Source organism: Rothia sp. HMSC066G02, assembly GCF_001813145.1.
Taxonomy (GTDB): domain Bacteria; phylum Actinomycetota; class Actinomycetes; order Actinomycetales; family Micrococcaceae; genus Rothia.
Window position 1 is genome coordinate 223715 of sequence record NZ_KV811597.1, and the last position, 14568, is coordinate 238282.

Annotated in this window: 12 protein-coding genes and 1 tRNA gene; 1 reads left to right on the forward strand and 12 read right to left on the reverse strand. The window is 59.7% G+C overall.

Translation table 11 applies throughout. From position 1 onward, the window contains the following. Window positions 1–36: 36 nt before the first annotated feature. The 4 genes from HMPREF2894_RS07640 to mca all read right to left on the reverse strand — a co-directional run bounded on the left by HMPREF2894_RS07640 (window position 37) and on the right by mca (window position 3349). Window positions 37–543 (reverse strand): NUDIX hydrolase, encoded by a 507-nt coding sequence (locus HMPREF2894_RS07640; RefSeq protein ID WP_070635029.1) that lies wholly within the window; start codon window positions 541–543, stop codon window positions 37–39. Window positions 544–669: 126 nt separating this feature from the next. Continuing rightward, window positions 670–1197, reverse strand: coding sequence for a prepilin peptidase (locus HMPREF2894_RS07645; RefSeq protein ID WP_049352103.1), 528 nt, complete (start codon window positions 1195–1197; stop codon window positions 670–672). A gap of 91 nt (window positions 1198–1288) precedes the next feature. Then, window positions 1289–2098 (reverse strand): polyprenyl diphosphate synthase, encoded by an 810-nt coding sequence (uppS, locus tag HMPREF2894_RS07650; protein WP_049352106.1) that lies wholly within the window; start codon window positions 2096–2098, stop codon window positions 1289–1291. Between the two features lie 279 nt (window positions 2099–2377). Further along, window positions 2378–3349: a mycothiol conjugate amidase Mca gene (mca, locus tag HMPREF2894_RS07655; RefSeq protein WP_049346795.1), complete on the reverse strand. Its 972-nt coding sequence runs from the start codon at window positions 3347–3349 to the stop codon at window positions 2378–2380. A 418-nt stretch (window positions 3350–3767) separates the two neighbouring features. On the opposite strand from mca, the gene greA reads away from it, so the two are divergent. Beyond that, window positions 3768–4265: a transcription elongation factor GreA gene (gene greA / locus HMPREF2894_RS07660; protein ID WP_070507873.1), complete on the forward strand. Its 498-nt coding sequence runs from the start codon at window positions 3768–3770 to the stop codon at window positions 4263–4265. 171 nt (window positions 4266–4436) lie between these two features. Here the strand turns inward: greA and ilvA are convergent, their stop codons facing one another. The 8 genes from ilvA to HMPREF2894_RS07700 form a co-directional block, all read right to left on the reverse strand. Beyond that, window positions 4437–5690, reverse strand: a complete 1254-nt coding sequence (gene ilvA, locus HMPREF2894_RS07665; protein ID WP_070667094.1) for a threonine ammonia-lyase — start codon at window positions 5688–5690, stop codon at window positions 4437–4439. Between the two features lie 233 nt (window positions 5691–5923). After that, window positions 5924–7201, reverse strand: a complete 1278-nt coding sequence (locus HMPREF2894_RS07670) for an AI-2E family transporter (RefSeq protein WP_049346801.1) — start codon at window positions 7199–7201, stop codon at window positions 5924–5926. A 172-nt stretch (window positions 7202–7373) separates the two neighbouring features. Next, entirely contained in the window at window positions 7374–8345 is a 972-nt protein-coding gene (locus tag HMPREF2894_RS07675; RefSeq protein WP_070678632.1) for a Bax inhibitor-1/YccA family protein, read from the reverse strand. 197 nt (window positions 8346–8542) lie between these two features. Beyond that, complete coding sequence (locus HMPREF2894_RS07680; RefSeq protein ID WP_049358312.1) at window positions 8543–9427, reverse strand: Cof-type HAD-IIB family hydrolase; 885 nt, start codon at window positions 9425–9427, stop codon at window positions 8543–8545. Window positions 9428–9738: 311 nt separating this feature from the next. Beyond that, window positions 9739–9812 (reverse strand) — tRNA-Leu (locus HMPREF2894_RS07685). 261 nt (window positions 9813–10073) lie between these two features. Beyond that, window positions 10074–11459 carry an NAD(P)/FAD-dependent oxidoreductase gene (locus HMPREF2894_RS07690; RefSeq protein WP_070678634.1) on the reverse strand — a complete coding sequence of 462 codons (1386 nt, stop codon included), beginning with the start codon at window positions 11457–11459 and terminating at the stop codon, window positions 10074–10076. 456 nt (window positions 11460–11915) lie between these two features. Next, window positions 11916–13514: a S8 family peptidase gene (locus HMPREF2894_RS07695; protein WP_070678637.1), complete on the reverse strand. Its 1599-nt coding sequence runs from the start codon at window positions 13512–13514 to the stop codon at window positions 11916–11918. Window positions 13515–13577: 63 nt separating this feature from the next. Then, on the reverse strand, window positions 13578–14531 hold the full coding sequence (locus HMPREF2894_RS07700) for a Ppx/GppA phosphatase family protein (protein ID WP_005508954.1): 954 nt from the start codon (window positions 14529–14531) through the stop codon (window positions 13578–13580). Window positions 14532–14568: the final 37 nt, after the last annotated feature.

Below are 14568 nucleotides of genomic sequence, written 5' to 3' on the forward strand. Positions count from 1 at the left end.
TCAATCGGCGGCTTTTACTCAGCCCCAGCAGCCGGTCTAGTACTCTTCCGGCGGCACCGACTCCAAACCAAAACGGCAGTGGCCATCATAGTTCAGCGCCGCATCAATACGGTCCAGCATCCGCTCAGAAAGCAACGCACGCTCCGCCGGGTCAGACACATCCACCCAACGCACCTGCGAAGACTCCTCATCGTTCACCTTCGCCTCACCAGAAACCCAGCGGCACAAGAACGTATGATCCAAGAACTGGCAGCGGTCACCATTACCGAACTGCATCGGCGGGTCAGCCTTCACCTGCGCCAACTCCAGCACCTCAATCCGCACGTTCGCCTCCTCCTGCGCCTCACGCAGGCAGGTCAGTGCGGGGCTTTCCCCCGGGTCCACAATGCCTGTGATCGGGGTCCACGCCCCGTTATCGCTACGGCGCACCAGCAGCACCTTAGAATCCTGCTCACGGTACACCACAGCCGTCGCACCGGACAGCCACAGGTAATCCGAACCAATCCGCTCACGCAGCTTACGGATATAGGGAGGAGTAGGCATAACATCAACCTTTCAAAAGCCCCGGCAAATCTACCGGGAATAGGTGCTAGAGAGCAGAGCGAACAGTCGCGAGCCGCACACAGAACAAGCCCGCCACTTAGCCGGACGGTCACCCTACTTCGGAATCTACCACAGAGAATACGCAGGAGCCGCCAACGCCACCAGCGCACCCAGAAGCATAAACGGACCGAAGGCAATGCGGGTGCTACCGCGCGCCTTCGTGAACAGCACCAGGGCCAAAGACACCAGACCACCGGCAAGGAACGTCACCAGCGACGCCCAGCCAAGATTCGCCCAGGACAGGTACCCGAGCACGCCGCCCAGAATGCCAGCAAGCTTCACATCCCCGCGGCCCAGCGCACCGAAAGACAGGATACGCAGAAGCCCGTAGCAGAGCCATAGCGCCAGACCGGCACCAATCACGCGCCAAATATCGGCGGGGCGACCGGCAAAAAGCAAAGACACCGGCAGAGCCGTATAGGTGGCAATAGCCAGAGGAATCAGGATGCGGTGGGGCAGACGGTGCTCGCGCACGTCAATACGCCACAGTCGCAGGGTGCACCACAAAAAATACAGCAGGTAGCTGCCGAGCACCAGAGCGGCAATAACGGAGGCACCGCCTGCGTTGTAGAGGCGGGAAAGCTCAGCGAGCATAGAACGTCCATTCTGTATTGCTGGAGGCTGTACTACCGGCAGACTACTAGCCAGCGGCACTAGAGTACATAGGCGCTAGAGCATCTAAGTTCTAGGAACCGAAGCGGCGGGAACGGTTCGCGTAATCCCGCAGGGCACGCAGAAAATCAACGCGCGTGAAATCCGGCCACAGGGCACGGCAGAAATAAAACTCAGAATACGCGCTCTGCCAGGTCATGAAACCGGACAGGCGCTGCTCGCCCGAAGTGCGAATCAGCAGGTCCGGATCGGGCATATCGGCGGTGTATAGGTGCGAAGAAATATCCTCAACGCTCAGCTGTTCAGCAAGCGATTCCAAGGATGCCCCCTCAGCGGCGGCCTCACGCAGAACCGAACGGACCGCGTCCACAATCTCCTGGCGGCCGCCGTAGCCGACCGCAATGTTCACACGAACACCGGGCAGGTGCGCCGTCTGCTCAATCGCCCAATCCAGGCGCTCGTGCAGCTGGCGAGGAATCAGGTCAATATTGCCGATAGCACGCACCGGACCGCAGGCGGACTCCACCAGACGCACCAAGAACGCATCAATCACAGCGACCAGGCCGGTCAGCTCCTTCTCGGGGCGCTTCAGGTTCTCAGTGGAGAGCATGTACAGGCTCACCTGCGGAATCGACAGCTCAGTACACCAGGCCAGAAAATCAATAATTCGCTCCGCACCGGCGGCGTGGCCCTCACGGGTGCTCAAGCCGCGCTGAGCCGCCCAGCGGCGGTTACCGTCCACCAGCACTCCAATATGTGCCGGCAGGGATTCGGGGCTCAGCGAGCGCGCCAGAGCCTGCTCATAGACGGTAGGCTCAGTGACAGTGCCGGGGTTGCTGGCGTGGCCGTGCACAGTAATCACGGGCAGGGCGTTGGCGCTCATAGCTCATACCTCATTCGGCTGTCGTGGCAGATGATTCAGCGGGCTCATAACGAAAGAGTCCAAGCTCTTATTCTACGCCGCCGCGCCGTACCTTCGCGGCAATCGGCATCACGGTTGGGCTGAGAATCGGCTCAAAATGTGTGGCATCTGGTGGCGGCATTCGGAGTTGCGTGCAGGGGTGCAGACATCGCGTGCCTAAGATTGGATGATGCCCTTCACCTACGACTCATATCGTGGGTGAAGGGCATCATTGTAACGCGCGGGGCGCTGCGCCCCAGCCTAGATAACGTAGTAGTCGCTCAGGCCCTCGTCCAGGCTAGATTCGGGCAGCTGAACCTCAGTATGCGAGGCGGCCAGCGTGTAGTCCTCCCAGGGCCAAATGTCCTTCAGCTGTTCACTGGGAACGGCGAAGAACACGCCGTTCGGGTCCACCTGCGAGGCGTGCGCGCGCAAAGCCTGATCGCGCTGCTCAAAGTGCTCGTGAACCAGGATGCGGGTCGTAGTCTCGTGGCGAGGTGCCTCCCCCGAGGAGGCGCGGTGCGCGAGGTTCTCAATCCAGCCGCTCAGCAGGCTCTCACCGTGCGTATCGAGCAGATGCTCGTGCAGGGCGAGGGTGCGTTCGGGGTTGAATGCGCGGTCGTAGTAGAGCTTCAGTGGGGTCCAGGGCTCACCCTCACCCACGTAGGCTTCCGGGTCGCCTGCCTTCTCGAATGCTTCCACGGCAACCTTGTGGGTCATGATGTGGTCGGGGTGCGGGTAACCGCCGATCTCGTCATAGGTGATGATGATGTGGGGGCGGTACTCACGCACCAGACGCACGAGCGGCGCGGCGGCACGGTCCAGGGGCATGGTGCCAAAGCTACCGAAGGGAAGCGGCGACATGGGGTCGCCCTCGGGCAGACCCGAGTCGAAGAAGCCAATCCAGCGGTGCTCAATACCCATAATCTCGCGGGCAGCCGCCATCTCAGCACGGCGCAGACCCGGCAGGTCGCGGTGCGCACGCGGGCTCTTATCGATCTCCTCGTTCAGGATGTCACCGCGCTCGCCGCCGGTCATCGTCGCCACCATGAAGCGGGCGCCACGGGCAATATACGCCGAGGCGGTACCGGCGCCCTTGGAAGACTCGTCGTCCGGGTGGGCGTGCACCGCGAGGATGCGCAGACCGGTGTAGTCCTCCTCCAGGGGTTTGAGGGAGTCCACGGGAGGGTGAGACGGCAGGTTTGCCTTCAGCTGTTCAATGGCTTCGCTCACGGTGGTCTCCTTTAGGTGATGCGCCAGGGGTCGATGATGTGTCTGTGACTCGCGAATGCGAGCGCTACACGGCAGAAATTTTACGGTTGTAGCTTCTCGTATGATACCCAAGGATAGCGCCGGTGTACTAGCGCAGATGACGCCGTGTGACATCGTGAAACGTGCCGTCATATCAGCAGATTCACGGGCATGAAACAGTCTGATACTGGCGGAGTGTTCAGCTACCGGTGTGCGTACCGACGAAGATGCGCTCAGAGGGGAAGATACGACCGGCATAACAGCCGAAAATCCTCCGGTGCTCTAGAATAGGTCTGTTGATTCATTCCGTTACCGGTACCGCCGCGCATTGAACGCGGCACGCGGTAGCGGGTTTATTCGTTTCGCACCGGCAGAGCCGGCGCATAAGCAAAGGACACGCATGGCTGAAAACACCGGTGCATGGCTCACTCAGGACGCCTTCGACCGCCTCACCCAGGAGCTGGAGCACCTCTCCGGCCCGTACCGCCAGGAAATCGTTGACCGCATCGCGCAGGCACGCGATGAGGGCGACCTCCGCGAGAACGGCGGCTACCACGCGGCACGCGACGAGCAGGCTAAGAACGAGGCGCGCATCAAGCAGCTCAAGCACCTGCTCGAAACCGCGCACATCGGCGATACTCCCGCTGACGACGGCGTGGTAGAACACGGCATGGTTATCGAAGCTGAGGTTGCTGGCCGCACCCTGAAGTTCCTGCTCGGCTCCCGCGAAATTGAGGACACTCTGCCTGCAGGTAGCGACCTGAAGGTCTTCTCTGAGAAGTCCCCCCTGGGTGCCGCAATTATGGGCGCTAAGCAGGGTGACGAGGTCACCTACACCGCTCCGAACGGTAAGGAACTGAGCGCCAAGATTATCTCCGCAACCCCCTACCTGGGCTAAGAAGTTAGAGCTAAGAGACAGCGCTAGATTTAAAACAAACAGTGCGGGGTGCTGACTATAACGGTCAGCACCCCGCACTGTTTTTTGTCTGCCTGCTTGCGCCTATCTGGTTGCCTCCACCCTTCCGATTCGAGGCAACACTATAGTTCGTCGGCTAATAAATATATCGGCTTAGTAGACGATGATGGGCTTGAAACCCGCATCCTCCAGGGCAGAAATCACCTGGCGGCAATGCTCCACACCCTTGGTTTCCATGTCGATCGTAATCGACACATCGCCCATGGAGAGCGAGCCACCCACGCGGGTGTGGTCCACACCGGTGACGTTCGCGTCGTTCTCGGAAATAATGCGGGAGATGGTCGCCAGCTCACCCGGACGGTCAGACAGCATCATCTTCACGGTCATGTAGCGGCCAGCCGCAGACAGACCGCGCTGAATCACCTTCAGCATCAGCATCGGGTCAATATTGCCGCCGGAGAGCACGCACACGACCGTACCCAGGTCGCCGTACTCTTCCTTCAGCTTGCCGTTCATCAGCGCCGCCACGGGTACCGAACCGGCAGGCTCCACCACAAGCTTGTTACGTTCCATCAGGAAGATCAGGGCGCGAGCGATATCGTCTTCGCTCACGGTCGCCACATCGTCCACCAGCTCCTTGATGATGGAGAAAGGCATCTGACCGGGGCGGCCCACCGCAATACCATCAGCGATGGTGGAAACCTTCTTCAGCGGCACCAGAGCATCCGCAGCCAGAGACAGCGGGTACGCCGCCGCGTGCTCCGCCTGAACACCAATAATCTTGATCTTCTTGCCGAGCTTCTGCTCCTTCGCGCGGATAGCAGCGGACAGACCAGCGAGCAGACCGCCGCCGCCAACACCCACAATCACGGTGTCAACATCCGGAACCTGCTCCAGAATCTCCAGACCGATAGTGCCCTGACCGGCAATAATGTCTTCATTGTCGAAGGGGTGCACGAACACCGCGCCGGTCTCTTCGGCGTAGCGCTTTGCCTCCGCCAGAGCCTCATCCACGGTCACGCCGTGCAACTCAACCTCAGCACCGTGATCACGGGTTGCAGTAATCTTCGGTAGTGCCGCACCCAGCGGCATATAAATACGGGCCTTAATGCCCAGACGGTCAGCAGCCAGAGCCACACCCTGAGCGTGGTTACCCGCGCTCGCAGCCACAACGCCGCGCTTCTTCTCCTCCTCAGAAAGCTTCGCCATACGCACGTACGCACCGCGCACCTTGAAGGAACCAGCACGCTGCAGGTTCTCGCACTTGAAGAAAACCTCTGAACCGAGGCGCTGGCTCAGCGCACGCGAATGAGCGACGGGGGTGCGTTCAATAACGCCTTCGAGCAGCTCTGCGGCACGTTCAATATCGGTAATGGTCACGGGCAGGGAGTCGAGATCTACGCTCACGGGTTTTCCATTCTGACGGTGCGTTGTCCCGCGGGCGCGGGATGGTGATGTATTGCTCATCCCATTTTAGAGGATGGGTACAGCGAAGGGGGCTACCCGGTCGCAAGTAGCCCCCTGGCGAGACACCGCCGTAGACGGCATCGCGGCCGGCGGTATCGCCGGGACGAGTTAGCGGTGCGTTATCGAGGGTGGCGGGGTGCCCTACGCCAAAACCTCCCGCTCGATGCAGGCCCCTAGTCTTCGGAGGAGTCCGAAGCCTCGGAAGCCTGGTTCTCAGGCTCCTCAGCCTTCTGACGGCTCGGCACCCGGGAGGCCAGATTCTTGACGCTCTCCTGCCGTTCCTGGGCCTTCTCCTCAGCCTGCTCGCGGCGAGCCACCTCGTGCGGGAAGAGGAACTCCTCATCGCGCAGGCTGGGATCGTGTTCCCAACCGCGATTCGCCAGGTAGCGCACCACCGAGTTCACCACGGCCAGCGTCGGCACCGCGAACAGCGCGCCCACGGCACCAAAAATCATGGATCCACCAGCCACCGAGAAAATAACCGCCAGCGGGTGCAGGGAGACAGCCTTACCCATAATGAGCGGCTGCAGAATGTGGGATTCGAGCTGCTGAACCAGCAGAACAATACCGAGCATAATCAGCGCCTGCACCGGCCCCAGAGCAACCAGCGCCAACAGCACAGCCACAGCACCGGAAATGAGGGCACCAATCACCGGAACGAAGGAGCCGAGGAAGACCAGCACACCCAGCGGGATAGCCAGCGGAACACCCAGAATTGCGGCACCAATACCGATGCCGATAGCGTCAATAGCCGCCACCAGAATCTGAACGCGCACGTACGCGCCCAGGGACTTCCAGCCCGCGCGACCCGCACCGTTGACTGCGGCACGCGCATCCTTCGGGAAGAGGCGGGTGACGAACAGCCAGATACGCTCGCCCTCCATCAGGAAGAAGACCAGGGTAAACAGGGTCAGCAGGGTACCGGTCGCAACCTCAGCCGCAGTCGAACCCACCTGAGATACACCGTGCAGCACGGAGCTGGGGTTATTGGTTACAGCGCTCTCCATCTGATCCAACAGCTGGTTCATCTGGTCGGCACCGAACTCGTAGCCGAGGTTCTTCAACCAACCAATCAGCTGCTGGTAGCCCTGCACCGCTTTATCCGCCATGGACACAAAACCACGCAGAATCTGCTGACCGGTCAGCGAAATAATACCGGCGAGCACCAGAATCATACCGATTTCGGCAATAGCCGCCGCGCCACCGGCACGAACACCCTTCTTACGCAGAAGCATCACGGCGGGGCTCAACAGAGCCGCCAGGAGCAAAGCCACCAGAAGAGAAATAACCAGCAGGGAGACGTGCCCCAGACCCTTCCATAGGATCCAGCCGGCACCGGCAATCATAATGATGCGCCACGCCCAAGCACCGGCAACTTCCATGGCAAAAGGAACCCGGTAGCCGCGCTCCTCCTCGGCTACATGTTCTTCTGCAACAGGTGTAATTTTCACGGTGTCTCCAAATCGTTATCGGTGTCGCACTCGTGCGGGGTAGCTTCAGCTACCCCATCGGAGGCGGTGTGTGGTGTTGTTATTGTGTGCTCTCCCCGCGCCTCGATGCACCGGGGAAGTAAAGCGGCAAAGGCGGCGGCACCATCACGGTACCGCCGCCTCAAAGTGAGCTTTAGTCGTTTCTAAAGATGCTTGCCAGGTACATGAGAACGCGCAGAATCTCAACGTACAGCCAGACCAGAGAAGCGGTCAGGCCGAAAGCAAGGCGCCAGGACTCACGCTCGGGCAGGCCCGCCTCCACAGCCTCGGAGGTGGTGGTGAAGTCCAGCAGCAGCGAGTAGGTTGCCAGCGCGACAGCGAACAGACCAACGACCAGACCCAGCGGAATACCGCCGATGGAGAAGCTGTTCAGCGAGGAACCGAAGATACCCGCGGTCAGCATGGACACCAGGCCGTAACCCAGGTAGCTGAGCGCACCAATCATGAAAATCTTATTCAGCTTGGGGGTGGTGCGAATCTTGCCGTTGGCGAAGAGAGCCAGGGTCACACCCGCAACCACGAGGGTTGCCAGAACCGCCTGAACTGCCACGCCGGGGTAGCGCATATCCACAACAGCGGACAGACCACCGAGTAGCAGACCTTCCATGAGCGCGTAGGTCATGACCAGAATCGGGGAAACCTTCTTCTTGAAGGAGTTCACCAGACCCAGGACCAGACCGCCAACCATGCCCAGGAGCAGCAGCACCGGTGCATTCCATGCAACAGCGGCACCGACAGCGACCAGGCCCAGGTTGATACCGGTCTTAACCAAGACATCGTTCATGGTCAGGCGCTCACCGGCGGGGATGGGCTCCGAGTAGGTGGGGGCTGCTACGCCGTAGTCAGCCTCACCGTACGGCTGGCCGTACTGTGCCTGCTGACCGTACTGGGGCTGACCATACTGCTGGCCATAGGGCTGCTGGCCGTAGGTGTTCTGGCCGTAGCCCTGCTGATCATACTGCTGACCGTACTGGCCATAGGTCTGCTGCTGACCGTACTGCGCCTGCTGGCTGGTCTGCTGCGGCTGCGCACCAAAACGACCGAAACGAGAGTCACCCTGAGTGACATTCTTCGTCATTGAATTCAGAAGCGGGTTTCCCGCCATCTTTCTCTCCTTAAACGGGTACAAAACTAATTCTGTTAATTATATCGGATAGATTCTGTGCTCACGGGCGCTGTTCGTTACCAGCATGGGCTTCTAGCGACCTTGCCAGAATATTTCAGGGCGGTGTTTACCTGAGGTTCACCCAGGCCCGCGCCGCCCCGCATGCAAAGGCTTCTGCGCGTCTCTTTGTGAAGCGTCTAGTGCGAAGCTTCCAAACGGTCCAGGAGCTGTTCCAGATACTCCAGAACTGCCTGTTCCTCGTTCGAGCCAATCACCTCATCAGCAGCATTTCGCACAACCTCCGGGGCATTAGACATGGCAACACCCCAGCCCGCGTAGCGGAGCATTTCCATGTCGTTCTCACCGTCACCGAAGGCAAGAATGCCCGCCGGATCAGCATCCAGACGCTCGCACAGGTCCTCCAGACCGGTCGCCTTATTGACACCGGTACGCACCAGATCAATGGCACCGAAGCCGCTAACCATCGGAGTGACGGTCTGCGGAAGAACCTCACGCAGGTAAACGCTCAACTGCTGCGTCTGCTTAGGCGGAGTCAACAGCGGGAACTTAATGGGTGCGCCCTCAAAATCCTCAACAGAGTCAACCATGACCGAGCCGGGGAAGAAGAACGCCGCAAAGTCCTCCAACGTGAGGGTTTCGGGAAGCTCCTGACCGGTGTCTTCAAAATAGCCGCGAATCATGTGCACAATCTGGTCGCAACGGTCCTTGGGCAGGTAGATACCTTCGGTGGTGCAAACCAGCAGACCGATCCGGTCCAATCCCTGCACTACCTCAATAATGCGCGGCACATCTTCGTCCAGAAAGGGATGCACGGCAAGCTTGCCACTCTCATCGGCAAGATACGCACCGTTTTCAGCGATATAGATGAGACCCTGGTTCTCGAAGCCGCGCATATAGTCCTGCAGCTTGGCGTAGGTGTTTCCGCTCGCCACAACAAAGTGGATGCCCTGCGCCTGCAGGCGGGATAGGATGCGCGAGAAACGTTCGGTGTCGAACGTTTTGGAGTCGGTGAGGAAGGTGCCATCCATATCGACGGCAATGATGGAGGGCTTAGTCTGCATGCTGTGCCTTTCTGACTCTACTACCCCATTCAGGCGGAGGTGCGTCTGTGGCTGTGTCTCTATATAGGGTCTCATGTTTTTGGGCTCCAGAAGACGGTATGCGGGCGTTTTTGAGAGTGGAGCCCACGGGTACCATCGCTTCCTTCGAGCAGGTGGGCATCCCCATGGCAACCGAACTGGTCGGGGGCATCGTCTTTTCCCCCCCCCAAAAAACCCAGACATGTAAACCTTCAAACACGCGAGCGGCGACTCCTCCCCTACGGGAAGAGCCGCCGCCTATCTATACCGCGCATCTACGCGTGTCTATGCAGTGCCCCCACTGGGACTCGAACCCAGAACACAAGGATTTTAAGTCCTCTGTCTCTGCCAATTGGACTATGAGGGCGTATCCCGAACAGTCCGGGACACAAATATTTATTATTCCACGAAAACGCACCCGAACCTAAGCAGAAACACATTTCAAACAGTTCCCCGCACCCCGCCGTAGCAAGCATCATGCAAAAGCACTGGTGGGCGGCTAAGCTAGACAGCTCGCAAGCACTCAGGCACACAATGGGCGGTGCGAAAGACTAAAGTCTTCCACACCGCCCATTGCTTTATCTCAAGTGCGCTATCTCAGGGAGATAGACCCCTAAGTCAGGCTATTTTAGAGCTTTGCCTTCTGGCGTGCCGGTGCAGTACCGGTTGCTTCCTGGAATGCCAGGCGCGGGGAGCGCTGGTGGCGAATCGAGGAGGTATCGCGACCGAAGATCTGGTTCAGAGCCCAGGTGGTCATAACGCGAACGGTACGCTCGGTGGTGGGGATTGCAGAGCCGTGGTAGCCGCGGTGCATGATCCATGCCAGCGGGCCGCCAATGGTCTTGCCCTTGAAGTTTGCAACGCCCTTCCACAGGCCCAGACCTGCCACAACACCGATGGTCTCGTGGTAGTAGTCGGTCAGGGGCTCGCCGCGGCGAGCAGCCAGCAGGTTCTTAGCCAGAACAACAGCCTGGCGGGAAGCGTGCTGAGCGTTGGGAACGCAGAAGCCGCCCACGCCGCCACCGGAGAGATCCGGAACAGCCGCATTGTCGCCTGCAGCCCAAGCACCCTCAACCACGCCGTCGTCGCCGGTGACGCGCAGGTCTGCGCCCACGCGAACGCGGCCACGCTCGTCAATCGGGAAGTCGGTGTTCTTCAGCATCGGGGATGCTGCCACACCTGCGGTCCAGATCAGGGTGTCGGTCTTAATCTCGCCTGCGGGGGACTTGTCAGCCATGTTGATCAGCTGCAGGTTGCCGTCGGTTGCGTCGGAGAGGGAGGTGTTCAGCAGGATCTCGATGCCGCGTGCACGCAGCTCTGCAACAACCTTCTCTGCACGGTCTGCGGGGACCTCAGGCATGATGCGCGGTGCAGCCTCAACCATGACGAAGTGCAGGTCGGAAACGGAGAGACGCTCGTTGCGCTCGACAGCAACGCGTGCCATGTCCTCGAGCTCGGAGATGGTCTCAACACCAGCGAAGCCACCACCCACGATGACGAAGGTCAGGGCACGACGACGTGCTTCAGGGTCGGACAGCATGGATGCGACCTCGATGCGGTCCAGAACCCAGTTACGAACAGAAACTGCCTCTTCAATGGTCTTCAGACCGATAGCAACCTCTGCCAGACCCGGAATCGGGAATGCACGGGTCACTGCGCCTGCGCCGAGGACGATCTCGTCGTACTTCAGCTCGAAGGGCTCACCGTTGTCGGTGGGCTCCACAACAGCGGTGCGGTTTGCGTGGTCGATGGAGACAACACGGCCCGGAATCAGCTCGGTGTCGCGCAGGTGCTGGCGCAGCGGCACAGTTGCGTTACGGCCTTCCATGGAACCTGCTGCAACCTCGGGGAGGAAGGGCTGGTAAGTCATGTAGGGGTTCGGCTCAACGATGGTGACAACGCCACCGGTCTCCTTGATAGCCTTCTGGATCTTCTTAGCAACGGTGAAGCCGACGTAGCCGCCACCGACGATCAGGACGCGAGGACGGTCCTGTGCCACCTTAGTGAATGCCATTTTGTTACTTCCTAGTCTTTAGGTACCGAGGTTCGGTAGCCCCGGTAGGGTGGTATGTGCAACTTTCGGGTCGTTCCGAAAGCTCCCCTGACGAACAAAGCGGCCCGCTCTGGAAGTCCTTGCGCAACGCGAAGTGGCTAGCAGCACGAGCCTGTCTATCACATACCTGTTATCTTCTATTTTACGCCTTTGTTTAGGTAATTTCGCACTTATGCCGTCTCAGGGCGCACCCTAAGTTAAAAGTTTTGCGCATCTGAACGGGGTTCACCCCTTAATGGTGGTTACGGTCAAAAACACCCTTTCTGATTTTTACGCGGCGTGTTCGATATTTTCGTTTATTACTGCTTATCCTGCCAGAACCCCCAACCCAAACAATAAAGCCCGGGGCCAACTCAAAAGTCAGCCCCGGGCGAACAGAAAAGCCACTGTACAACAGAAAAACGTCATCAAACAGTACTAACGAGAGGTCCGGCGAGTACCCCGATGAGACCCCGGATGATGCGCCGCCGCACGAGCCATCCGCGCAGCCTGCCCCGCGCTCACATGCATCCTGTGCAAACGATGCACAGAACCAGCCGTAATAATCGTCAGCCACAACACCAGCGCCGCCAAAATCACCGGTGGCAACCAGCCACGATCCTCCGGAGGGCGACGCGCATCCGGCGCAGCCGCCTTCACAATGCTCTCACCCTCCTCATGGACCGGCGCAGCATCGCTAGGAGTCGGATCGCTCACCTGCCGCTTACGATGCACCGCAATCCACTCAGAAATAGAACCCAACGGATTCGCCGTCACCGTAGGCGCCGCCAAAGCCATTGCATCCTGCGGATTGAAAATACCGTAACCATACAAAGGGTCACGGCCCGTCACGCCAGCATCATCAGCCGAAGCAATCAAACGCTGAGCCAGCTGAGCCGCCGACTCCTTCGGATACTTCTGCTTCAACAACGCCGCAACACCCGTCACCAACGGAGCAGCAGCCGAAGAACCCGACCACAGCATGTACCCGTTACCCGGAGCAGCCGCAATCATATCCGTACTCGGAGCAACCACAGCAATCGAAATACCCTGAGTCGACGAGCCCTCAGAAACCTGCTTATTCCGGTCAATACCGCCCACCGTCAACACGCCAGGAATCGTCGCCGGAGCACCAACCTGCGTCAAGCCGCTACCGCGGTTACCCGCAGCCGCAACAATCAGCACGCCCTTCTGCTCCGCATAGGCAAACGCCTCATCCCAGCTCTGCGGCCAGCTCGTCTTATTCGAGCCAATCGACATGTTAATAATCTGAGCCCCGTGGTCGACTGCATAACGCACCGCCGCCGGGATCTGCTCATCAATACTCTTACCACCGGTCGTACCCATATTCAGCGAAATCGGCAGAATCTTCGCCTCGGGAGCCACACCAATCACACCGGTCGGCCTACCCGGCTGACCCGCAATCGCAGAATAGCCCTGCGTATCGTGACCGTGACCGGCAATCAGAGAAGCGACCTCCGTACCGTGCATCGGCTCAGCACCCAGGCCCTTCCAGCCGTCCTCGCTACCCACGCCCGAGGCGTCATAACCACGCAGAACATTACCCTCAAGATCCGGGTGAGTACCATCCACGCCCGTATCAATCACAGCAACCGTCACGCCCTTACCCGTAGCCTGCGACCACAAGGACGTAATACCGTACTCCTTCAGCCAATACTCACGCTGACGAACATCATCACCATTCGTAGTCGACGTGCCCTTACTCGGAGTCGCAGAAGTCTTCGGCACCGCAGTAGCCGACGGCGAAGGAGTCGCCGTCACCTCCCGCTTCGGGCTCGGGGAAGCAGAAGGGGTCGGGTCCGTCGCCCAAGCGGTAGGCGCCAGCGGAGTCCACAACGGCAGAAGAGTCAACGCGGCACTGGCACCCAAAGCTGCACCTTTACGGATGCGGCGAGTAGCGCCTCGGTCAGAACCAACCGAAGCGCACACACCAAATACACGAGACGCACAGGCGAAAGACGGCGCAACAGACCAGCCGGTCAGGGGTATACCTCGCCGACGCTCAGAATGGAACATTAAAACTCCTCAAGCTGAGCCGCGCCGTGAACCACCATCGGTTCACGGCGCGAGCGCTCAAGCCTACAGCTGGGACAGAGCGATACCGTCCAGAATGTCATGCTCGCTGACGGTCACCGAATCCACGGCACCATCAGTCATCTCATTCAGACGGGTCAGGATACGGGCGTAAATCGTCGCGCCGGCACCAATCACATCCACCCGACCGGGGTGCATGTAGCCGAGCTCCTCACGCTCAGTACGGCTCAGCGAAGCCAACCAGCGGGCAGTCTTCTGAACGGTCTCTACGGAGAAGCTCTGAGCGTTAATAGCCTCAGAGTCATAACGGTCCAGACCCAGCGCGGCAGCAGCCACAGTGGTTGCGGTACCAGCCACAGCCACCACGCGGCGCGCATCCTGCAGGGGCACAGTCTTACGTGCCACCTCGAGAGCTTCGTCAGTATCAGCCTCAACGCGGGCAATCTGCGAGTCAGTGGACGGGGCGCTCATCATGTGACGCTCAGTCAGGCGCACACAACCAATATTGACGCTGCGGGAAGCCTTCACACCCGACTCGTCGCCGAGCACGAACTCAGTCGAACCGCCGCCCAGGTCAAACACCAGGGTGTCACCGTCGCCGTAACCGACAGCGCGCACCGCACCAGCGAAGGACAGAGCAGCTTCCTCATCACCGCTGATCACCTCGGGCTCAATACCCAAAATCTCGCGGATACCATCCACAAACACCTGACGGTTACCCGCATCGCGAGTCGCACTGGTCGCCACGAAACGCACCGAATCAGCGCCGTGCTCCTTCAGCAGCTGCGCATACTCACGCGCCGCAGCGAAAGTACGGTCCAGCGCCTCCTGCGCCAGCCAGCCGGTCGCATCCACGCCCTGGCCCAGACGCACAATGCGCATCTCACGCACAACGTCCTTCAGGACAGTCTTCTCGACCCCGTCCACCACCTCAGTAGTGGAATCAGCAATCAGCAGGCGAATAGAGTTCGTACCGCAGTCAATCGCACCAACGCGCACGGTGGGTTCCTTTCAGGTCTTCAATACCAATCAGTGC